Origin of the sequence: Scandinavium sp. M-37 (assembly GCF_043558715.1) — a bacterium.
In the GTDB taxonomy this organism is placed as follows: domain Bacteria; phylum Pseudomonadota; class Gammaproteobacteria; order Enterobacterales; family Enterobacteriaceae; genus Scandinavium; species Scandinavium vulneris_A.
Genome location: NZ_JBIGIN010000010.1, coordinates 85,198 through 107,707 on the forward strand (window position 1 = coordinate 85,198; position 22,510 = coordinate 107,707).

At 56.1% G+C, this 22,510-nt stretch carries 14 protein-coding genes; 9 read left to right on the forward strand and 5 right to left on the reverse strand.

Annotated features, from left to right (window positions below; translation table 11 throughout):
• Positions 1-109: 109 nt before the first annotated feature.
• The 4 genes from ACG0Z5_RS09670 to ACG0Z5_RS09685 all read left to right on the forward strand — a co-directional run bounded on the left by ACG0Z5_RS09670 (position 110) and on the right by ACG0Z5_RS09685 (position 8,158).
• Positions 110-1,501: an MFS transporter gene (locus tag ACG0Z5_RS09670; RefSeq protein ID WP_394446781.1), complete on the forward strand. Its 1,392-nt coding sequence runs from the start codon at positions 110-112 to the stop codon at positions 1,499-1,501.
• Positions 1,498-3,696 (forward strand): alpha-galactosidase, encoded by a 2,199-nt coding sequence (locus ACG0Z5_RS09675; protein WP_394446783.1) that lies wholly within the window; start codon positions 1,498-1,500, stop codon positions 3,694-3,696. The genes ACG0Z5_RS09670 and ACG0Z5_RS09675 overlap by 4 nt, the downstream gene beginning before the upstream one ends.
• Positions 3,697-3,771: 75 nt before the next feature.
• Positions 3,772-5,190 carry an OprD family outer membrane porin gene (locus ACG0Z5_RS09680; protein ID WP_394446785.1) on the forward strand — a complete coding sequence of 473 codons (1,419 nt, stop codon included), beginning with the start codon at positions 3,772-3,774 and terminating at the stop codon, positions 5,188-5,190.
• A gap of 25 nt (positions 5,191-5,215) precedes the next feature.
• Entirely contained in the window at positions 5,216-8,158 is a 2,943-nt protein-coding gene (locus ACG0Z5_RS09685) for a hypothetical protein (protein ID WP_394446787.1), read from the forward strand.
• A gap of 248 nt (positions 8,159-8,406) precedes the next feature.
• Here ACG0Z5_RS09685 and glyA read toward each other — a convergent pair whose 3' ends face one another.
• Positions 8,407-9,660 (reverse strand): serine hydroxymethyltransferase, encoded by a 1,254-nt coding sequence (glyA, locus tag ACG0Z5_RS09690; protein WP_319627985.1) that lies wholly within the window; start codon positions 9,658-9,660, stop codon positions 8,407-8,409.
• Positions 9,661-9,965: 305 nt separating this feature from the next.
• On the opposite strand from glyA, the gene hmpA reads away from it, so the two are divergent.
• From hmpA to dtpD, 5 genes are all read left to right on the forward strand, one after another.
• Entirely contained in the window at positions 9,966-11,144 is a 1,179-nt protein-coding gene (hmpA, locus tag ACG0Z5_RS09695; protein WP_394446790.1) for an NO-inducible flavohemoprotein, read from the forward strand.
• Between the two features lie 92 nt (positions 11,145-11,236).
• On the forward strand, positions 11,237-12,763 hold the full coding sequence (gene cadC / locus ACG0Z5_RS09700; RefSeq protein WP_394446792.1) for a lysine decarboxylation/transport transcriptional activator CadC: 1,527 nt from the start codon (positions 11,237-11,239) through the stop codon (positions 12,761-12,763).
• A 376-nt stretch (positions 12,764-13,139) separates the two neighbouring features.
• Positions 13,140-14,465 carry a cadaverine/lysine antiporter gene (gene cadB / locus ACG0Z5_RS09705; protein WP_394446794.1) on the forward strand — a complete coding sequence of 442 codons (1,326 nt, stop codon included), beginning with the start codon at positions 13,140-13,142 and terminating at the stop codon, positions 14,463-14,465.
• 81 nt (positions 14,466-14,546) lie between these two features.
• Entirely contained in the window at positions 14,547-16,688 is a 2,142-nt protein-coding gene (cadA, locus tag ACG0Z5_RS09710; RefSeq protein ID WP_394446796.1) for a lysine decarboxylase CadA, read from the forward strand.
• 99 nt (positions 16,689-16,787) lie between these two features.
• Complete coding sequence (gene dtpD, locus ACG0Z5_RS09715) at positions 16,788-18,245, forward strand: dipeptide permease DtpD (protein WP_394446798.1); 1,458 nt, start codon at positions 16,788-16,790, stop codon at positions 18,243-18,245.
• Positions 18,246-18,311: 66 nt separating this feature from the next.
• On the opposite strand, the gene glnB is transcribed toward dtpD, so the two are convergent.
• From glnB to qseE, 4 genes are all read right to left on the reverse strand, one after another.
• Complete coding sequence (gene glnB / locus ACG0Z5_RS09720) at positions 18,312-18,650, reverse strand: nitrogen regulatory protein P-II (protein ID WP_002914032.1); 339 nt, start codon at positions 18,648-18,650, stop codon at positions 18,312-18,314.
• A gap of 64 nt (positions 18,651-18,714) precedes the next feature.
• Positions 18,715-20,052, reverse strand: a complete 1,338-nt coding sequence (glrR, locus tag ACG0Z5_RS09725) for a two-component system response regulator GlrR (RefSeq protein ID WP_394446800.1) — start codon at positions 20,050-20,052, stop codon at positions 18,715-18,717.
• The gene (qseG, locus tag ACG0Z5_RS09730; RefSeq protein ID WP_394446802.1) at positions 20,049-20,765 is read right to left on the reverse strand and encodes a two-component system QseEF-associated lipoprotein QseG; all 717 of its coding nucleotides are present in this window, start codon (positions 20,763-20,765) and stop codon (positions 20,049-20,051) included. The genes glrR and qseG overlap by 4 nt, the downstream gene beginning before the upstream one ends.
• A complete protein-coding gene (gene qseE, locus ACG0Z5_RS09735) occupies positions 20,762-22,198 on the reverse strand; it encodes a two component system sensor histidine kinase QseE/GlrK (protein ID WP_394446804.1) in 1,437 nt (478 codons plus the stop codon). The genes qseG and qseE overlap by 4 nt, the downstream gene beginning before the upstream one ends.
• Positions 22,199-22,510 lie beyond the last annotated feature (312 nt).

Sequence of the window (22,510 nt, forward strand, 5' to 3'; positions counted from 1 at the left end):
CGCGCAATATCCCTTCTCTTTTTACCCCCTACAATCCCCTACGCTCACATCTCCAATACCTATGACTAAAAACTAAATCTTATGTTTTTTTGACTCGGGAGTGTACAGAATGGAATCAGTTCAAATAAGTGATAGCTCACCATCAGAACGTGATAAATATGCGCGGGACAGAGTCTCCTGGACTACCGCCATTTCCTACGGAATAGGCAGTTTTGGCGCGAACGTCATGTACGCCTTTATTGCGATTTATCTTATGCTTTACTACACCGACAGCTTTGGCATCAAAGCGGCAGCGGTCGGTTTACTGTTTTTAATTGCCCGACTGGTTGACGGGGCGACCGATGTCGCCCTCGGGATTCTGGTTGATAATACCCATACCAAAATGGGTAAATTCAGGCCGTGGATTTTAGTCGGCAGCATTCTGGTGTCACTCACCACCGTCGCCTGTTTTCTCAGCCCGGACCTGTCCGAGGCCGGAAAGCTGGTGTATGCCTATTCGACTTATATTTTGTGGAGTATTTGCTTTGCCATTATCGATATTCCCTACTGGTCATTGTCAGCAGCGATAACTCAAAACCCCACCGAACGTACCAAAGTGATCACTATTCCCCGCACCATTGCGACCTTCGGCTTTTTGTCAGTGAGTGCCTCAACCCTGTGGCTGGTAAAATATGTCGGCAGCTGGTGGGCGGTAGCGTTAATTTATAGCGTAGTTTTTTTGGTGTGTATGCTAATTACCTTTTTTGGTGTCAAAGAAAAACATACCGTGCCGCGTAAAGAGCGCCAAAGCTTTAAGGGTTTCTGGATTTTATTAAAACAGCACCGTCCGCTCCGCCTGCTGCTTGTCGGCATGTTCTTATTGGAAATGATCGGCGTTATTCGTGGTACTTTTCAGCTTTACTTCTTTATTTATAATCTCAATGCCGAAATGATGCTCGGCGTATTCTTAACCGTGTCAATGATTGCGCAAGTACTGGGCGCAGTAGCCTCGCCGTTTATCTCCGCCAAAATCGGTAAGAAAAATACCGCGCTTTATAGCAGCGCGGTAATGGCGATGGCCTGTATGGTGTTATTTTTCTTCCAGGCCAACATCACGATGATCTTTATCGTTGGGGCATTAGCGCCGTTCTGTGGCGGTATTGGGCAGATCTCGCTGTATTCAATGATTGCCGACTGCGTCGAATATGGCGAGTGGCGCAGCGGGAATCGATCCGAAGGAATGGTCTTCTCACTCAATATCTTCAAAACCAAGCTCTCCGGCGCGCTGGGAGGGGCGATCGGCGGCTTTATGCTGTCGTGGGCCGGTTACATTCCGCATCATGTGCAGGCCACGCAAACCGCGATGTGGATTGGCCTGCTGTTTACGCTGATCCCCGGGGTGTTAACCCTGATCAGCCTGATCCCACTGGCCCGCTATGAAATTACCGAAAAACGCTTCTACGAAATCCTGAGTGAAATCCATCAGCGTAACGCCAGTCAGACCGTCGAGGTGAAAGCATGATTACCTGGAACGCAGAAAAACAGTTCTTCCATTTGCAAAATCAGCAGGTGAGCTACGTGCTTGGCCTCGCCCATCAGCGTTATCTGGTGCATTGCTACTGGGGGAAACGCATCGCCAGCTTCAGCCAGGCTGACGATTATCCAAAGCTGGACAGGTCATCGTTTTCCCCGACGCCCGCAGGCTGGCCGGATCGCACCTTTTCGCTGGACACCGTGTTGCAGGAATATCCGGGTCACGGGGCGGGAGACTATCGCGAACCGGCGTTTGAGGTGCGCTACGCCGACGGTAGCCAGGTCAGTAATCTGCACTATGTTTCGCATCAGATTGTGGTCGGTAAACCGGCTCTGGACGGGCTGCCCGCCACCTGGGTTAGCGTCGGGGATGAAGCAGAAACGCTGACGGTGACGCTGCAAGATCCCGTCACGCAGCTGCAGGTCGAGCTGAGTTACACCCTGTTCCGCGACCTGCCGGTGGTGACCCGCAACACACGGTTGACCAACGGCGGCACAACGCCGCTGCGGCTGCTGCGCGCCCTGAGCTGTGCGCTCGATTTTCCGGACAGCGACTTTGAGCAGATTCAGTTTCCCGGGGCGTGGGCACGGGAACGCCAGCAGCATCGTCAGCCGCTCAACCCCGGCATCACGGTGCTCGACAGCAAACGCGGGGCGAGCAGCACCCATCAGCAACCGTTTATCGGCCTGGTGCGCCCGGAAACAACCGAAATGCAGGGGGAGGCCTGGGGACTGCATCTGGTCTACAGCGGCAACTTCACCGCCCGTACCGAAGTGGATGCCTTCCAGCAAACCCGCGTCCTGCTGGGGATTAACCCGCACGGCTTTGGCTGGCAGCTTGAACCCGATGCCCATTTCCAGACTCCGGAAGCGGTGCTGGCCTGGTCGGACAGCGGCCTGAATGGGCTGTCGCACGCCTTTCATCATCTTTACCGCGATCATCTGGTGCGCGGCGAACACCGGCATAAAACCCGGCCCATCCTCGCCAATAACTGGGAATCAACCTACTTCGATTTCGATGCGGAGAAACTGCTGCGTTTTGCTCACAACGCCAAAGCGCTGGGCGTGGAGCTGTTGATGCTGGACGACGGCTGGTTCGGCGAGCGCAATGACGATACCTCTTCGCTGGGCGACTGGTTTGTTAACCGACAGAAATTCCCCCACGGACTGCGACCACTGATTGACCAGGTTCATGCCCTGGAGATGAAGTTCGGCCTGTGGTTTGAGCCTGAAATGATTTCCCGGCGCAGCGAGCTGTTCGCCCTGCATCCGGATTGGGTGATCCGCGCCGGGCAGCAGCCGCTTTCAGAAGGGCGCAATCAGTACATTCTCGACCTGGGCCGCCCGGAAGTTCGCGACAACATTTTACAGCAGCTGAGCCACTTCCTTGATGAGCACCCGGTCGATTACATCAAGTGGGATATGAATCGCAATATGACCGAGGTCGGTTCCTTCCCCGTCCCGGCGGCGCAACAGCAGGAGACGGCGCATCGCTATCTGCTCGGCCTGTATGCGCTGCTTGAGGCGTTGACCCAACGTTTCCCGCACATTCTGTTTGAATGCTGTGCGGGCGGTGGCGGGCGCTTTGATCCAGGGATGCTGTATTACATGCCGCAAGCGTGGGTCAGCGACAATACCGATGCCGCCTCGCGGGTGCACATCCAGTACTCCACCAGCCTGATGTACCCACCGATTATGCAGTGTGCACACGTGTCGGAAGTGCCGAATCATCAGATGGGCCGTTCAACCAGCATGGCGATGCGTGGCACGGTGGCGATGAGCGGCAACTACGGGTTGATGCTCGATCTGATGCACAGCGATAGCGAGCGCGATGAGGCGGTGCGCCAGCAAATCGCCTGCTACAAACAGCACCGTCAGTTGCTGCAGTTCGGCACCTTCTGGCGACTGGTCAGCCCATGGGAAAATAGCGAAATCGCTGCCTGGATGTTTGTCGCCCCGGATCAAAGTGAAGCGCTGCTGATGGCCTTTTCGCTGGTCAGCGTCGCCTCTGCCCCGCTGCGTAAACTCCGTCTGGCCGGTCTTTCCCCTGATGCGCGTTATCGGCTGGATGACGGCCTGCAGTCCGTTGGCGGTGACGAACTGATGTATCGCGGGCTGTTTATCGACCCGCCGCTGAGTCGCGATTACATCAGCCGAATCTGGCATCTGACGCGCCAGCCCTAAGCTTTGGGGGCAGTCGCCCCCGTCTTATTCCCGTTGTTTCATTGGCTTATCTTCACATGGAAGAGGAGTACCTCTATGCGTTTTTTACGCCCTTATTCGCTGCTCATCGCCCCGCTGGTGGGCCTGCCTGCCGCCATTTTCTCCGCCCCGCTTCTGGCCGAAGGCTTTATCGACGACGCCCAACTGAGCGGCGGAATTTACTATTCCCAGCGCTATCGCGATAAGCGCGATATGACCGTTGGCAGCCCGGATTACGGGCACTACGTGGAAGACCTCCACCACGCGACCTTCAACGCTAACCTCGATTTCGTATCCGGTTATGCGGCGGATTTTATTGGCCTCGACGTGGCGGGGTTTGGGGCCGCCAATCTGGCGACAGGCAGCGCCGCGCATCCGAACGAAATCAGTCTCAGCTCGGCGAACCAGCGCTGGAGCGAAGACTGGTCCGGGGATAAAGGCGGTTTTAACCTGTATAAAGCGGCGCTCAAAATGAAGGTTGACGATTACTGGATGCGCGCCGGGTACATTCAGCCTTCCGGGCAAACCCTGCTGGCGGTGCACTGGGGATTCGTGCCAGGCGCCTATCAGGGTGCAGAGGCGGGCGGCAACTGGGACTTTGGCAAATACGGTGCGCTGTCGGCCTCTTATCTGTGGTCCGACAAATACAAAGCGCCGTGGTATACCGAAATGTATGAATTCCGCGGGGCCGACAACACCACCAAAATCGACTACGTTCACTCCCTGGGTCTGCGCTACGACTTCAAAAACAAACTGGTACTGGAAGCCTCAATGGCGCAGGCCGCTGATTTTATGGATCAGTATTTTGGCAAACTCGCCTACAGCTTTCCGATTGCCGGGAACGACCTGCGCCTGAGCTATCAATTTTACGGGGCGCGGGACAAAGTGGGCGATAACAGCCTGGCTGCCTACGGCTCGGTAAATGATGAATACGACGGGCTGGCCTGGCTGCAGGGCATCACGCTCGGGTATACCGTCGACACCCTCGACTTCCGCCTTGAAGCGCAAACGGTTAAAGCTGAAGGCAATCAGGGCTTCTTCCTGCAACGTATTACCCCGGCCTATGCCAGTTCCAACGGACGCCTCGATATGTGGTGGGATGCGGCGTCCGACTTTGACGCCGACGGCGAAACCTCGGTGTTTGCGGGCGTCAGCTACGACCTGAAAAACTACGATTTACCCGGCTGGGCCATTGGCGCGGGGTATGCCTATGGCTGGGATGCAAAACCCTGCACCACCTGTACCCTCGACGGCGTACTGGCCGATCAAAGCCAACGCATCGATGAATCCGCCTGGACTTTCAACCTCGCTCACACCGTTCAGACCGGCCGCCTGAAAGGCACCCTGTTCAATCTGCACTACATCAATTACGACAACCACGGCAGCAACCCGAACTACAGCGGCGGCTATAACAACATGTTCCAGGACGAAATCGACATCAAATTCAACGTCATTGCCCCGTTTACGATTTTCTAAAGCGGGCTGAAGGAGGAAGTGGATCATGAAAAAGAACCTGTTTTCCGGGCTGGCAATGGTGTTTATGCTGATGGTGCTCACACTGATGCCCCCCGCCAAGGCCGCAGAGTTTTCCCGGCAAGGGGAAAGTGTCACCGTCCGTCACGGGGCGTGGACGCTGAACTATGCGCTGGATAACGGCTCCGGGGAGGTCACATGGCAACAAACGCCGGTGCTGAAAGCCTTTCACAGCGAAGCTGAACTGGCTCATAGCGCCTCTGCGCTGAACAGTGAAAATGCCACCTCACGCGATGCACGTTGGGAGAACGTTCAGGACGCGCACTACGGCGTGGGTGAAAAGTTAACGCTGACCAGCCATTTCACCGGGGGCACGTCGCTGGCGCTGCATCTGTGGTTTTTCGAGGATACGCGCTGGTTTCTGAGCGATCTCCAGGTCACCGCCGGGCAGGTGCTGACGGTCATGAAGCTGACCCCGTTCAGCGCCCGCTTTGCTGATATCGGCAAGGGAAACGACAAACGGATTTACACCACGCCGTATTCCAATAATTTCGACTTTGGCGTGGCACCGGTCAATCAGTTTGGTCAGAGCCAGAACGGGACCGACCGCTTTGCCAACCCCGTCGAACCGATGGTCACCTTCAACGGCGTCAGCCATTGGGTGATGGCCCTGTTCGATAACCAGACGCGACAGGGGCTGGTAGCCGGAGCGGCCTCGGTGCAGACCTGGAAAAGCAGCCAGCAGTTGGGCGAAGCCCGCGAAGCCAACGGCCCGCTGTCGGGATTCGCGCTCTATAACTGGGGCGGCACCCAGCGTGGCAAAACGGTCGACTCCGATCGTTTTTTTATTGGCTATTTCAGTGATTATCGCGACGGGCTGGAGACCTACGGCAACATCTACACTCAGGGCGAACCGCGACTGAGGTGGTCCGGTGCGGTGCCTGTCGGCTTCAACGCCTTTTACTCCCATGACAGCTATGGCAAAGCGCGCGATATGGAAGATATCACCGATTATGTGGCCGCCCATCTCAAGCCGCTGGGCTATCAGTACGTCAATATGGACGGCGGCTTCCAGCCTGAGAGTTACCCGCAGGGGATGAAAGACTTTGCGGACTATGTTCATCAGCGTGGTTTGAAAGCGGGCGGCTACCTGACCCCGTTTACGATCTACGAAAACTGGCTCGACCTGCCAGTGGACAACACAGGCTTTACGCATCGCGATGCCTGTCTGCGTGACCAAAATGGACAACTGGTCAAAACCTATCTGGGCACCTACGCGCTGGATATGTCACACCCGGCGGCGCAGTACATCGTGCGGCGCAACATCAAAAACTATCTGGCATGGGGCTATGACTACCTCAAGCTCGATTTTCTGGATATGGGGCTGTATGAGGGCCGCCATCACTCCCCGGCGATTAACGGCATGCAGAACTACCGCATCGGGATGAAAATCATGCGCGATGAAGTGCTGGCCAGCGGGCGTCAGGTTTACCTCAACGCGTCGATCGCCCCGCTGCTGCCTGCGGCCTTTACGCATGGCCGCCGTGCCGCCTGCGACACCTCGCTGGGCGTGGCCGGGTACAGCGGCATTGAGCGCCAGGCCTTTAACAGCGCCGCCTCCTGGTGGAGTAACGGCACGCTGTATGACTATAACGATGCCGATATGTTTCTGCCGGAACAGCTGTTAATGGGCGCCGGGCGGCTGAGTCAGCTTGCCGCACTGCGCCTGGCTACCACCGTGGCACTGGGCGGCGGGCACTGGCTGGTGGGCGACAATTTACCCTTTATCGACGAAGACAGACGGACGTGGATCGAAAACAAATCCCTGCTCGAGGTCGCCCGCGCGGGCGTTGCCGCGCGTCCGCACTCTATGACCAACTTCTATCACGCGGGTGAGCATAGCCCGGCTGTGTTGACGCGCTCAGACGGTCACGGCGGGCGCTACGTCGGCCTGAGCAACTGGCATGATACCACCCGGCACTGGCGGCTGACGCCTGCACAGCTGGGGATGAAGGCAGACCGCCAGTATCAGATAATCGAACTCTACAGCGGCAAACGCTGGCCCGCACCGCGCGGTAACGTGGAATATTCGCTGCAGGCTGGTGAAACCGCCCTGCTCCATTTCAGCCAATCGACAAGCAGCCCGACGCCTGCCGCACACAACCTGGCTGAGGGGAAAATCATCACCGCTGGCGTGAACCGCTTCGAGCTGGATCTGGGCAGAGTGAAACAGTTTAATCAGGTTGTTATCAAAGAGCCTCAGCCGTCGGCAATCCGCAATTACACCCTGGCCTATCAGGAGGGCGATGCGTGGCGCCCACTCACACACGGCTTTATCCTCGGCGACCAGCGGCATTTCGCGTTCCCGGAAGTCACGACCCGCCGTTTACGGGTTCAGTTTGAATACCACGACGGTGAAGTCAAAGTGCCCACCATTGAGACTTATTCGCAGGCTACGACAATCCCGCCGATGCGGGTGGTTCAGGAGAGTATTGCCCCCCACCACCCGCGTAGCGATTTGCAGGGAGAACAGCAGTTGATGCAGACCTTCACCCTAACGCAGCCGGATTTACCTAAGCTCGATTTCTGGCTGTCTGAACGCTATGTCGATGCTGTGCCGGGGGATAATTTGCGTTTACGCCTGGTGGTGTTAGATGCCAGTGGCCAGCCTGCTCAAACGCTGTTTACCGCTGCGCTGCCGCCGTTTAATCTCCCTTCTCGCCCGGCGATCTATTCCCTGTTCCCGCGCCTGACCGGGCTGGATACCGCGAAACGCTATGCCCTGATCTTCAGTTCAGAAGGATCGACCTCACAGCTTTCGGGAAAAAACAGCTACGCTATCGCAGTCAGCACAAATAATCCTTACCCAAACGGCGAACTTCGCCATTCTGTCGACCTCGGGAAAAGCTGGCAGACCGATACCGGCCAGGATCTCCTATTTGCGCTCTATAGCAGTGCACTCGTCAAATGAGGAATGAAATCATGTTCAAAGCTGTAGCGATCGTGTGTGGAATGTTATTAGCGGGATGCGCCGCCCAGAGCGGCAGCACGCCGCCCCCTATGTCGCCGATGGACGAGTGCCGACAGGCGCAACAAAGCGGCGACACCACGACCATTGCGCAGAAGTGTGCGGCCATCATGCGGGACCAATAGCGCTGAAAACAACAAAGCCCACGCAAGGTGGGCTTTGAATCAACTGACAAATTCAGTACAGGAACGTTACGCGTAAACCGGGAAACGGGCGCAGATATCCAGCACTTTACCTTTGACGCGCTCAATAACCGCTTCGTCATTGATATTGTCCAGCACGTCACACATCCAGCCAGCCAGCTCTTTCGCTTCGGCTTCTTTGAAACCGCGACGGGTGATTGCCGGGGAACCGATGCGGATCCCGGAGGTCACGAACGGGCTCTTCGGATCGTTTGGTACGCTGTTTTTGTTAACGGTAATGTTGGCACGGCCAAGGGCTGCGTCAGCTTCTTTACCGGTCAGGTTTTTATCGACCAGATCGAGTAAGAACAGATGGTTCTCAGTGCCGCCGGAGACCACTTTAAAGCCGCGATCCAGGAACACGGCCACCATCGCTTTGGCGTTTTTAGCAACCTGCTGCTGGTAAACCTTGAACTCTGGCTCCATCGCTTCTTTCAGCGCGACCGCTTTCGCCGCGATAACGTGCATCAGTGGACCGCCCTGCGCGCTTGGGAACACGGCAGAGTTCAGCTTTTTATACAGATCTTCATCGCCACCTTTGGCCAGAATCAGACCGCCACGTGGGCCTGCCAGGGTTTTGTGAGTGGTGGTGGTGACAACGTGAGCATGTGGAACCGGGTTAGGGTAAACGCCAGCGGCAATCAGACCCGCCACGTGCGCCATGTCGACGAACAGGTAGGCGCCGATGCTGTCAGCGATTTCACGCATTTTAGCCCAGTCAACCACGCCGGAATAGGCAGAGAAGCCACCGATGATCATCTTCGGTTTGTGGGTCTGCGCCTGCTTGGCCATGTCTTCATAGTCAATTTTACCGGACTCATCAATACCGTAAGGGATGATGTTGTACAGCTTGCCGGAGAAGTTAACCGGGGAACCGTGCGTCAGGTGACCACCCTGCGCCAGGTTCATACCCAGCACGGTATCACCCGGCTGCAGCAGAGCGGTATAAACGGCGAAGTTGGCCTGAGAACCGGAGTGCGGCTGGACGTTAGCGTAGTCGGCGCCGAACAGCTCTTTGGCACGATCGATAGCCAGCTGTTCAACGATATCCACGTATTCACACCCGCCGTAATAGCGTTTGCCCGGGTAGCCTTCTGCGTACTTGTTGGTTAACTGAGAACCCTGAGCCTGCATCACACGCGGGCTGGTGTAGTTTTCGGAGGCGATCAGTTCGATGTGCTCTTCCTGACGTACTTTTTCCTGCTCCATAGCCTGCCACAGTTCGGCATCATAATCGGCAATGTTCATTTCACGCTTTAACATCTCGCTTCTCCTGACTCAGCTAACAGTAGTTTTACCGCTAAAAAAGGGGGCCCGTTTGGGCAACGGCGAACAGTATAACTGATAAGTTCTGTGATAACAGGTCTTGACAAACGATTTTACGCAAACGATTACCTACGCACCCGGCAAGGGTTTGAGCCATAAAGCCTCGCCCTGCTCAAGCGGATTTCTTTTCAGGTTTGTGATGCAAATTTTTCACCTGACAGCGAACCCTTTACAGGGTAGGGGTATTTTTATAAGATGCATTTCAGATGCATTATTAAGAATAACCTCAAAAGGACATTGCTATGCTCGACGCCCAAACCATCGCCACGGTAAAAGCCACCATTCCCCTGCTGGTCGAAACTGGCCCAAAACTCACCGCCCACTTTTACGAAAGAATGTTCGCTCATAACCCGGAGCTGAAAGAGATCTTCAATATGAGCAACCAGCGCAACGGCGATCAGCGTGAAGCGCTGTTCAACGCCATTGCCGCCTACGCCAGCAATATTGAAAATCTGCCTGCCCTGCTGCCTGCGGTGGAAAAAATTGCCCAGAAGCACACCAGTTTCCAGATTAAACCTGAGCAGTACGATATTGTCGGTGGCCATCTGCTGGCGACGCTCGACGAACTGTTCAGCCCGGGTCAGGAAGTGCTGGACGCGTGGGGGAAAGCCTACGGCGTGCTGGCCGGGGTGTTTATTCAACGCGAAGGTGAGATCTATAAAGATAACGCCGCGAAAAACGGCGGCTGGGCAGGCACCCGTCCGTTCCGGATTGTCAGCAAGACGCCGCAAAGCGCGCTGATCACCGCCTTTGAATTTGCCCCGGTTGACGGCGGTGCCGTGGCGGACTATCAGCCGGGTCAATACGTCGGCGTGTGGCTGAAGCCGGAGGGTTTCGCCCATCAGGAGATTCGCCAGTACTCCCTCACCCGCCAGCCGAACGGCAAAAATTATCGTGTTGCGGTGAAGCGCGAAAACGGCGGTCAGGTTTCAGAATGGCTGCACGATCAGGCGCGCGTGGGCGATACCGTGCATCTGGCAGCTCCGGCGGGTGATTTCTTTATGTCAGTCGATGCCACTACCCCCGTGACGCTGATTTCCGCCGGGGTCGGTCAGACACCCATGTTAGCCATGCTCGACACCCTGGCCCACCGCGTACACCCGGCGCAGGTGAACTGGTTCCACGCCGCTGAAAATGGCGCGGTTCACGCCTTCGCGCAAGAAGTGACCGCGCTGGGGGCAATGCTGCCGCGCTTCCGGTCACACGTCTGGTACAACACGCCAGCGGATGCCGACGTGTTCGACAGTCACGGCCTGATGGATTTAGCGGCTCATGAAGGCTCGTTCAGCGATCCGGCGATGCAGTTTTACCTCTGCGGCCCGGTGGGCTTTATGCAGTTCGCAGCACAACAGCTGGTGACGTTGGGTATTAGCGCAGATAACATCCACTACGAGTGCTTCGGCCCGCATAAAGTCCTGTAAGCCCCGGATTCACCCTTCGCAGGTCAAAAAAGGGGGTACCCGGGTATGATATGATTAAGACTTTCCTGCAGTCATATTTGGGCCCCTTTTTTATGCAACAACCTGTTGTCCTCATTGGAGAATGGCTGGTTTCGCCTGCCATTAACCAGATAAGCCGTCAGGGTCGCCAGCTTACCCTTGAACCGCGCTTAATCGATCTTCTGGTCTACTTTGCCCATCATCCCGATGAAGTCCTGAGCCGGGATGAGCTTATCGACAACGTCTGGACGCGCAACGTGGTGACCAGCCACGTCGTGACCCAGAGTATTTCTGAGCTGCGCAAGTCGCTCAAAGATGGCGATGACAGCAGCCCCGAATACATTGTTACGGTGCCCAAGCGCGGCTATAAGCTGACCGCCACCGTAATGTGGTGTACGGAAGAAGGGAAAGAATTAACCCCGGTCACGCCGACGGTTCTCCCAACGCCCGCCCCCACTGAATCTGCCGCTACCTCACAGCCGATGCCGTCTCCTACCGCGCCCACACCCGTGCCGGAAAAACGCCGCAGCGTAACCACCTGGTGGGTCTGGGGTCTGTTCCTGCTGGCACTGTTCAGCTGCGTGGGGCTGGTGGCGATGTCGACCATTGATTCACATCCGCCGGTAACTAAAACCCGTCTGCTGCTGAACCCGCGTGATATCGACATTCGCCTCGCCAACGGTAATTCCTGTAACAACGCGGCCTCACAGCGCGCCTATGCGGTGGGTCTCGGCAGCCTGATCACAACCTCCCTGAACACCTACTCCACCTATATGGTGCATGACAAAACCAACTATAACTTCAACGAGCCGAGCAGTTCGGGCAAGACGCTGACCATTGAGTTCGTCAATCAGCGCCATTACCGCGCCCAGCAGTGCTTTATGTCTGTCCAACTGGTAGATAATGCCGATGGTTCGACGATGCTGGATAAACGCTATTTCGTCACCAGTGATAACCAACTCTCGATTCAGAAAGACCTGATGAGTAGCCTGTCAGAGGCGTTAACCCAGCCGTGGCCGGAGAACATGCAGGCGATGCTGTGCCAGTATCAGCCGTCGAAAAGTCAATCGCTGGCAGATTTTTATCAGGCCCATCAGCTGCTGATGAACGGCGATATTGATTCCCTGAGCAAAGCCAGCGTGCTTCTCGAAGACGTGATTAGCGATTCACCGGACTTTATCTATGCGCAGGCGGAAAAAGCGCTGGTCGATGTTTTACGCCGTTCCCAGCAGCCGCTCGATGAAAAACAGCTGGCGGCGCTGGATGCCGAAATAAATCATGTCACCGCCATTCCCGATATAAAGCACACCTCAGTCTTCTTCCAGATTAAAACCATTAATATGCTAAGCCTCGGCAAAGTCGATGACGCATTTGAAGCCGTTAATGCCGGGATCGACCTGGAAATGTCGTGGATGAATTATGTGCTGTTGGGTAAAGTCTACGAAATGAAAGGTGAGAATCGTCTGGCCGCCGACGCCTATATTACGGCATTCAATCTACGCCCGGGTGAAAACACCTTGTACTGGATTGAAAACAGCGTATTCCAGACCTCAGTAACCCGCGTTGTACCTTATCTCGATAACTTCCTCGCTGCAAAATAACGCTACTACATTGAAAACCTCATCATGCTAAAAAGGCCCGGCGTGATGAGGTTAATAATATGTTTATCATGACACCTCATATTGTTATCCTTTTCAGCCAGAAACCGCCTGCCTGCAACAGATTCGCAACTCAATGCGATACCAGTAAAGATATGTAAAATAACGATATTTACCTCTTCCTGATATCAACATGTCATCCTGATGTGTTAACGGCAAAAGGTCAGGATGTCATTTGTCTGATGTTTGCGATTACTTCACTTTATCTTTAGGACTTCTCTGCTGGAGATCATTAACCTTGAACTCAGTCGGTCGAGTCATTAGCAATTTATGAGTCATGATTCGGTCCTCCCAATTTAATATCAGGAGAAAACAAACCATGAGTTCTGCCAAAAAGATCGGGCTATTTGCCTGTACCGGTGTGGTAGCCGGTAATATGATGGGGAGTGGGATTGCTTTATTACCTGCGAACCTCGCCGGCATCGGTGGCATTGCCATCTGGGGCTGGGTTATCTCTATTATTGGTGCAATGTCTCTGGCGTATGTTTATGCCCGACTGGCAACCAAGAATCCTCAGCAGGGTGGTCCTATTGCGTATGCGGGTGAAATATCCCCGGCATTCGGTTTCCAGACCGGCGTCCTTTATTATCATGCAAACTGGATTGGTAATCTGGCCATCGGCATTACCGCCGTCTCCTATCTTTCTACTTTCTTCCCGGTATTAAATAATCCCGTTCCGGCAGGGATCGCCTGTATCGCTATCGTGTGGATTTTCACCTTTGTGAATATGCTCGGCGGAACCTGGGTCAGCCGTCTGACCACCATTGGTCTGGTGCTGGTGCTGATCCCGGTTGTGGTCACGGCGGTGATCGGCTGGCACTGGTTTGATATGGCCACCTATCAGGCGAACTGGAATACCTCGCAGACCACTGATTATCATGCGGTTATCAAAAGTATTCTGCTGTGCCTGTGGGCCTTCGTCGGCGTGGAATCTGCGGCGGTGAGCACCGGGATGGTGAAAAACCCGAAACGTACCGTCCCGCTGGCAACCATGCTCGGGACCGCGATGGCGGGTGTGATTTATATTCTGGCGACTCAGGTGATTTCCGGTATGTATCCTGCATCTGAAATGGCAGCCTCCGGTGCACCGTTCGCTATCAGCGCCTCCACCATTATGGGCAGCTGGGCTGCGCCGATGGTTTCCGCCTTTACCGCTTTCGCCTGCCTGACCTCACTGGGCTCGTGGATGATGCTGGTCGGCCAGGCCGGGGTCCGTGCCGCCAATGACGGCAACTTCCCGCAGGTGTATGGCGAAGTTGATGCCAACGGGATCCCGAAAAAAGGCCTGCTGCTGGCCGCCGTGAAAATGACTGCACTGATGATCCTCATCACCGTGATGAACTCCAGCGGCGGTAAAGCCTCTGACCTGTTCGGTGAATTAACCGGGATCGCCGTGCTGCTGACCATGCTGCCTTACTTCTACTCCTGCGTTGACCTGATTCGCTTCGAAGGTGTCAACGTTCGCAACCTGGCAAGCCTGGTGTGTTCCGTCCTCGGCTGCGCGTTCTGCTTCATCGCCCTGATGGGTGCCAGCTCCTTCGAATTGTCCGGCACCTTCATTGTGAGCCTGATAATCCTGATGTTCTACGGCCGCAAAATGAACCAGCGCGAACACCGCGACGACAACGCCGCCAGCGCCCACTAAGCCCTAACCCCCTTTCTCAGGCTCCTCTCTTCACCTGTCACACCGTGGCGGGAGGGGCCTTCTACGCCTGGAGAGTCGACTATGAACGTTATCGCAATCATGAATCACATGGGTGTCTACTTTAAAGAAGAGCCCATCCGTGAACTGCACCGCGCCCTTGAGCGCCTGGATTTCCGCATCGTTTACCCTAACGACCGCGAAGATTTACTGAAACTTATCGAGAACAATGCCCGTCTGTGCGGCGTGATTTTCGACTGGGACAAATACAACCTTGAGCTGTGCGAAGAGATAAGCAAGCTGAATGAGTACATGCCGCTGTATGCGTTCGCCAACACCTACTCAACCCTCGACGTCAGCCTGAATGACCTGCGGATGCAGGTGCGCTTCTTTGAATATGCGCTGGGTGCAGCAGAAGATATCGCGGCGAAAATTCAGCAGAACACCGATGAGTACATCGACACTATTCTGCCCCCGCTGACCAAATCGCTGTTCAAATATGTGCGTGAAGGCAAATACACCTTCTGTACCCCAGGCCATATGGGCGGCACCGCGTTCCAGAAAAGCCCGGTCGGAAGCCTGTTCTATGATTTCTTCGGCTCCAACACCATGAAGTCTGACGTGTCGATTTCAGTGTCTGAACTGGGCTCCCTGCTCGACCACAGCGGCCCGCACAAAGAAGCGGAAGAGTATATCGCCCGCGTGTTCAACGCCGAGCGCAGCTACATGGTGACCAACGGCACATCCACTGCCAACAAAATTGTCGGCATGTACTCCGCCCCGGCGGGCAGCACCGTGCTCATCGACCGTAACTGCCATAAGTCGCTGACCCATCTGATGATGATGAGCAACATCACGCCGCTCTATTTCCGTCCAACCCGTAACGCCTACGGGATCCTGGGCGGTATTCCGCAGAGTGAATTCCAGCACGCGACCATCGCCAAACGTGTGAAAGAAACGCCGAACGCCACCTGGCCTGTACACGCGGTTATCACTAACTCCACTTACGATGGCCTGCTGTATAACACCGACTACATCAAGAAAACCCTGGATGTGAAATCGATTCACTTCGACTCCGCGTGGGTGCCTTACACCAACTTCTCACCGATTTATGCCGGCAAAAGCGGCATGAGCGGCGGCCGTGTGGAAGGGAAAGTGATTTACGAAACCCAGTCCACGCACAAACTGCTGGCGGCGTTCTCTCAGGCATCGATGATCCACGTGAAAGGGGATGTCAATGAAGAGACCTTTAACGAAGCCTACATGATGCATACCACCACCTCCCCGCATTACGGGATCGTGGCGTCCACCGAAACCGCAGCGGCAATGATGAAAGGTAACGCCGGTAAGCGCCTGATCAACGGCTCTATCGAACGTGCTATTAAGTTCCGCAAAGAGATCAAGCGTCTGAAAGGCGAATCCGAAGGCTGGTTCTTCGACGTCTGGCAGCCGGAGCATATCGACGGGGCGGAATGCTGGCCGCTGCGCTCTGACAGCGCATGGCACGGTTTCAAAAACATCGACAACGAACACATGTACCTCGATCCCATCAAAGTCACCATCCTCACTCCGGGCATGAAAAAAGACGGTTCGATGGACGACTTCGGTATTCCGGCCAGCATCGTGGCGAAATACCTCGACGAGCGCGGGATCGTGGTTGAGAAAACCGGTCCGTACAACCTGCTGTTCCTGTTCAGCATCGGTATCGACAAAACAAAAGCGCTAAGCCTGCTGCGCGCGCTGACCGATTTTAAACGTGCGTTCGACCTGAACCTGCGGGTGAAAAATCTGCTGCCGTCGCTGTACAGTGAAAATCCTGAATTCTACGAGAACATGCGTGTTCAGGAACTGGCCCAGAACATCCACAAGTTGGTTGAGCATCACAACCTGCCGGACCTGATGTTCCGTGCGTTTGAAGTGCTGCCAAAAATGGTGATGACCCCGTACGACGCGTTCCAGAAAGAGCTGCACGGTGAAACCGAAGAGGTGTATCTGGAAGAGACCGTGGGCCGCGTGAATGCCAACATGATCCTGCCGTATCCTCCTGGCGTTCCGCTGGTAATGCCAGGTGAGATGATCACCGAGGAGAGCCGTCCGGTGCTGGAATTCCTGCAGATGCTGTGCGAAATCGGCGCTCACTATCCGGGCTTCGAAACCGACATCCACGGCGCTTATCGCCAGGCTGACGGGCGTTACACCGTTAAAGTGCTGAAAAACAGCAAGTAAGAAACGAGGGAAGTGGCTTGCCACTTCCCTTTTTGCCGGGTGGCGCTGCGCTTACCCGGCCTACACAATACCTTCACCCCGTAGGCGCAGGGAGACAACATGCAAACACCCTCACAACCGCGCGCGATTTACTACATCGTGGCGATTCAAATCTGGGAATACTTCAGTTTTTACGGCATGCGTGCCCTGCTCATCCTTTATCTCACCCACCAGCTCGGCTTTGACGACAGCCATGCTATCGGCCTGTTCAGCGCCTACGCCTCTCTGGTTTATGTCACCCCTATTCTCGGCGGCTGGATTGCCGACCGGCTGCTCGGTAACCGCGTGGCGGTAATTGCCGGAGCCCTGCTGATGACGCTGGGTCACATCGTGCTGGGCCTCGAATCCGACAGCACCATGAGCCTGTACCTGGCGCTGGCGATCATCATCTGCGGCTATGGTCTGTTCAAATCCAATATCAGCTGCCTGCTCGGTGAACTGTACGACGCCAACGACAGCCGTCGCGACGGCGGATTCTCGCTGCTGTATGCCGCGGGAAACGTCGGGTCTATCGCCGCGCCGATTGTCTGCGGCCTGGCGGCGCAGTGGTACGGCTGGCACGTCGGCTTTGCGCTGGCGGGGATTGGGATGTTTATCGGGCTGATGGTGTTCCTCAGCGGGCACCACCACTTCCGCGACACCCGCGGCGTCAATAAACCGGCGCTACAGGCCAGGCGTTTTGTGCTGCCAACCTGGGGTTGGTTGCTGGTGATGCTGTGCCTTGCCCCGGTGTTCTTCACCGTGTTGCTGGAAAGAAACTGGGCCGGTTATCTGCTGGCGGCGGTGTGTCTGATTGCCGCGCAGATGGTGGCGCGGATTATGATTGCCTCACCGCAGCATCGGCGCGCGCTGTGGCAAATTGTGTGGCTGATGCTGGCCGGGACACTCTTCTGGGTGTTGGCCCAGCAGGGCGGGAGCTCCATCAGCCTGTTCATCGACCATTTCGTCGACCGGCGCTGGTTGAACGTTGAGGTGCCTACCGCGCTGTTCCAGTCGGTGAATGCGGTAGCGGTAATGGCGGCAGGCGTGGTGTTGGCGTGGCTGGTGCGTCCGGGCGGCAGCTCTGCCCTGCGGGTGTGGCTGAAGTTTGCCTTTGGCCTGACGCTGATGGGGGCGGGCTTTATGCTGCTGGCGCTAAACGCGCATCAGAGCCAGCTGCACGGTCATGCGTCGATGAGCATGATGGTCGCGGGTCTGGCGCTGATGGGATTTGCCGAACTGTTTATCGATCCGGTCGCGATGGCGCAGATCACCCGTCTGAACATGCCGGGCGTAACCGGGGTGCTGACCGGGATTTATATGCTCGCCACCGGGGCCGTTGCCAACTGGCTGGCGGGCGTGGTCGCGCAGCAAACGACCGAAGCGCAAATCAGCGAAACCGCCGTCGCCGCCTACGGGCACTTTTTCGCACAAATGGGCGAATGGACGCTGGGCTGTGTGGCGGTGATACTGCTGATTATTGGGGTCAGGAGACTGCTGGGAAATTCAGCGCCGCGAATGGCAGCCAGCGAAGACTAACGCTGTTCGCTGCCCGCGGAACGTGGCGGGCAGCGACATCACGCCCCGGGGAGAGGCGCGCAGACATCAGATTGCCGCGTCGTCTTCTTCACCGGTACGGATACGAATCACACGGGCTACGTCAAAGACGAAAATCTTGCCGTCGCCGATTTTGCCGGTCTGCGCTGTGCGGATAATGGTATCCACGCAGGTATCGACGATATCATCGGTCACCACAATTTCAATTTTCACCTTCGGCAGAAAATCGACCATGTATTCCGCGCCGCGATACAGCTCGGTATGACCTTTCTGACGACCAAAGCCTTTCACTTCCGTTACCGTCATCCCGGTGATGCCGACTTCCGCCAGCGCTTCACGCACATCATCGAGTTTGAAGGGTTTAATAATCGCATCAATCTTTTTCATGGTTTCCTGTCTTATCCGCGTAACCGGTTGCTTACCCTATCATAACGTTGGAGCGCATGCCGGGCTACTCTTTAAAATCGTTGGCGTCGAGTTCATGGCGCGAGAGCAATTTGTAGAATTCCGTGCGGTTGCGCCCCGCCATTCGCGCGGCGTGGGTCACGTTGCCCTTGGTGATTTGCAGCAGTTTGCGCAGGTAGACGAGTTCAAACTGATTGCGCGCTTCAACAAAGGTCGGCAACGCGGTGTTCTCGCCCTCCAGAGCCTGCTCGACCAGCGCATCGCCAATCACCGGGGAGGACGTTAAGGCCACGCACTGTTCGATAACGTTCACCAGTTGGCGCACGTTGCCCGGCCAGTTGGCGGTCATCAGTCGCTTCATCGCATCGGTCGAGAACGCGCGTACAAACGGCTTATGGCGATCGGCGGACTGGCGCAAAAGATGATTCGCCAGCAGTGGGATATCTTCGGTTCGCTCGGCAAGCGTGGGAATTTTCAGGCTCACCACGTTCAGGCGATAGTACAAATCTTCACGGAACTCGCCGCGCGCCATCGCTTTGGGCAAATCGCGGTGGGTGGCGGAAACGATCCGCACGTTGATGTCGATATCGCGATTGCTGCCGAGCGGGCGAATTTTGCGTTCCTGTAACACGCGCAGCAGTTTGACCTGCAACGGTGACGGCATGTCGCCAATTTCATCAAGGAACAGGGTGCCGCCTTCCGCCGCCTGGAATAGCCCTTCGCGATTGCTGACCGCGCCGGTAAACGCCCCGCGCGCATGACCAAACAGTTCCGATTCCAGCAGCTGTTCCGGCAATGCGCCGCAGTTAATGGCAATGAACGGGTATTTCCCGCGCGGACTGGCGTTGTGAATCGCCTGGGCGAAAATCTCTTTCCCGGTGCCGCTCTGGCCGTTGATCAGCACGCTGACGTCCGACTGCGCCACCATCCGCGCCTGCTCGAGCAGACGCAGCATCACCGGGCTGCGGGTCACAATCGATTCCCGCCACTGGTCATCGCCCGCCGCGGCGGTATGCACCAGCGCGTCATCAATGGCCTGGTACAGCGCGTCTTTATCGACCGGCTTGGTCAGGAAGCTGAACACGCCCTGCTGGGTGGCCGCGACCGCATCGGGAATCGATCCGTGGGCGGTGAGAATGATCACCGGCATCCCCGGCTGCACTTTCTGGATCTCGGCGAACAGCTGCAGGCCGTCCATTTCATCCATTCGCAGATCGCTGATGACCAGATCTATTTTTTCCCGCGCCAGGACGCGCAGGCCTTCCTGCCCGCTTTCTGCCGTGACCACCGAAAAGCCTTCGCTGGTCAGGCGCATCCCGAGCAGCTTCAGCAGACCGGGATCGTCATCGACCAATAAAAGGTGTGCGGGCTTGCGTCCGGTCATGGTTTGTCCTCTCCGGCGGGGGCGTCTTTGGACGCAGATGATGGGTCAGATGAATGCCCCGAATCCGGGCTAAAGTTGCTGCCCGCCGGTTTCCGGCTGGAGAGCTGACGTTCGATATCGGTCAGGTTCTCCAGCTTGCGGGTGGTGAGCTCGAGCTGGCTGCTCAGGTGCAGCTGCTGTTGGCGCAGAATTTCCAGCTCGGCGTCAGAGGACTGCTGTAGCTTGCTGTAGCGCGAACGTTCCTCGGAGAGCTGTAACAGCGACGCCTGGCCATCGCGCCAGACCTGATACAGCGGTCGCACCTGGGACGGGATCTGGGCGCTAAAGCTGTCGAGCCGGTTGACCGCTTCACGTCGTTCCACCGGGGTAATTTTGGCGTTATCGAGCAAAATGCCGCGACGGAAGGCGTCCTGCCAGCTGTCTTCGCTATGCAACCGGGCTTCGGTGCGCGCTATCTCTGGCGACAGACGCTCAGAACAGTCCATGCTGCGCAGCCAGTAGAGCGGATTTTTGTCGGTGGTTTCACCGTGTAATGACCAGACATCCATGCAGTCGGTCGAGAGAAAATCGGCCACCTGCTGCTGCGGCAGTTTTTCCTCATCGCTGGCATTGGCGGCATGTTGCGCAGAGGTGCATCCGGCCAGCAATAAACAAGACGCTCCGGCCAATAGCGAAAGTAATTTAGGGGACATATTCACCAGACATTGCTTCATTTAATGGGTTTATCCGTGTCTGAAAGAGAGAGCGTGATGCGGAAACAAACGTAGCCTTCCGGCGCATCGACCAGTTGCAGGGTTCCCCCCATCCGGCGGATGCAATCCCGGGCGATACTCAATCCCAGTCCGCTTCCCTTCACAGCCCCTTTACGTTGATGACTGCCCTGATAAAAAGGCTCAAAAATCATGGTCTTTTCAGCATCCGGGATCGGTGTCCCGCTGTTCTCAACCTCAAGAAAAATCGAATTGCCCTGCTGATGGCTACGCAGATAAATGCTACCGGATCCACTGCCGTAGTGCACCGCGTTGGAGTAGAGATTATCCAGGGCGCTCATCAGCAGCATCGGCTCGGCCCAGCACACATCGGCGTCGAGTTGAACGCGGGTATGCATCATTTTAGCTCTTGCCGGCAGACTGTGGGCGGAGACCACCATTTCTACCAGGGGTGACAGCTCAACCTTTTCCATTTCGACCGGACTGTCGGCCAGTTTACGGTTGTAATCCAGCAGTTGTTCAATCAGTTTTTGCAGATTGCGACTGCTATCATCCAGAATGGCGACCACTTCTTCTTGCTCCGGCGTGAGCGGGCCGACGACCCGATCGGCCAGCAACTCGGTGCCTTCACGCATACTGGCGAGCGGCGTTTTTAACTCATGAGAGAGATGGCGTAAAAATTGATGGCGCTGGGACTCCAGCCAGGAAAGACGTTCGCTCAGCCAGATGATGCGCTGCCCGACGGAACGCAGCTCGCGCGGGCCGGTAAACATCACCGCACTGCCGAGCGATTTACCTTCCCCTAAGCGATTAATCATCCGCTGAATGCCTTTCACCGGGCCGATAATCATCCGCGTAAACAGCAGCATCATGGTCAGGCTGACGAGGAACAGCACCAGCGCCTGCCAGCCAAAGAACTGGCCACGTTCGGCAATTTCCTGCTGGAGCTGCTGCCCGCGTGAGAACACCACCGTGCGCGTGGCCTGCACCAGGTCGGTATTAGCGGAGGCAAACGCCTCTAGCGCCGCAGCGGATTTGTCATCCGGGCCGCTGTTTTTACAGCGCAACTCCGCCAACGCGTTCAGATCCTGGCGCAGGGCCAGATAGAGCTTATCGTCCGGCAGCACGCCCGCGTGGGCATCGAGCATGTCGGTGTAGCGTTTGCGCTGTCCCTGATAAACCTTAGCCAGCATGGCGTCGTCCAGCACGCAGTACTGGCGATAGCTGCGCTCCATTTCCAGCGCGATGTTGGTCATCGCTTCGCTGCGTCGCGCGTCAATCAGCGTCGTGCGGTTGGTCTGCGCCGCCTGGGCGCTGAGCGCATTCAGGCTCTGCCATGCCTGCCACGCCAGTACCAACAGCGGCAGCAGAATAAGCAGAAATGACAGCATGACCAACTGACGCAGCGAGCGGGGAAAAAGAGACCAGCGTTTCAATGAGTTCGCCCTTACACATGAGAGTAAAAGCAGGGTAACTGAGGAAAGGCTTCAGATACAACAACGCCGGGCATAACCCGGCGTTGTTATTGAATAAGGCGGTGCCTAACTCCACGTTTCGCCCGATGGTTGATATAGCCAGGCTGATATCAGATGTTGGACGGCAGGCACCTGGTTGTGCGTCATTCGAGGTTTATGTAGCGCGTCCCGAAGGGGCTGACATAAGAAGGTGAATGAGCCACTGCGCAGTATTATGCAGTAAGCGTGCCATAAAGCAAAATGTATTATTAAGCGTTTGATACAAAAGTGTTT

Excerpts from the sequence above, each read along its gene's own strand:
- ACG0Z5_RS09670 (WP_394446781.1), top strand. The coding sequence starts at position 110 with ATGGAATCAGTTCAAATAAGTGATAGCTCACCATCAGAACGTGATAAA.
- ACG0Z5_RS09675 (WP_394446783.1), top strand. The coding sequence starts at position 1,498 with ATGATTACCTGGAACGCAGAAAAACAGTTCTTCCATTTGCAAAATCAG.
- ACG0Z5_RS09680 (WP_394446785.1), top strand. The coding sequence starts at position 3,772 with ATGCGTTTTTTACGCCCTTATTCGCTGCTCATCGCCCCGCTGGTGGGC.
- ACG0Z5_RS09685 (WP_394446787.1), top strand. The coding sequence starts at position 5,216 with ATGAAAAAGAACCTGTTTTCCGGGCTGGCAATGGTGTTTATGCTGATG.
- glyA (WP_319627985.1), bottom strand. The coding sequence starts at position 9,660 with ATGTTAAAGCGTGAAATGAACATTGCCGATTATGATGCCGAACTGTGG.
- hmpA (WP_394446790.1), top strand. The coding sequence starts at position 9,966 with ATGCTCGACGCCCAAACCATCGCCACGGTAAAAGCCACCATTCCCCTG.
- cadC (WP_394446792.1), top strand. The coding sequence starts at position 11,237 with ATGCAACAACCTGTTGTCCTCATTGGAGAATGGCTGGTTTCGCCTGCC.
- cadB (WP_394446794.1), top strand. The coding sequence starts at position 13,140 with ATGAGTTCTGCCAAAAAGATCGGGCTATTTGCCTGTACCGGTGTGGTA.
- cadA (WP_394446796.1), top strand. The coding sequence starts at position 14,547 with ATGAACGTTATCGCAATCATGAATCACATGGGTGTCTACTTTAAAGAA.
- dtpD (WP_394446798.1), top strand. The coding sequence starts at position 16,788 with ATGCAAACACCCTCACAACCGCGCGCGATTTACTACATCGTGGCGATT.
- glnB (WP_002914032.1), bottom strand. The coding sequence starts at position 18,650 with ATGAAAAAGATTGATGCGATTATTAAACCCTTCAAACTCGATGATGTG.
- glrR (WP_394446800.1), bottom strand. The coding sequence starts at position 20,052 with ATGACCGGACGCAAGCCCGCACACCTTTTATTGGTCGATGACGATCCC.
- qseG (WP_394446802.1), bottom strand. The coding sequence starts at position 20,765 with ATGAAGCAATGTCTGGTGAATATGTCCCCTAAATTACTTTCGCTATTG.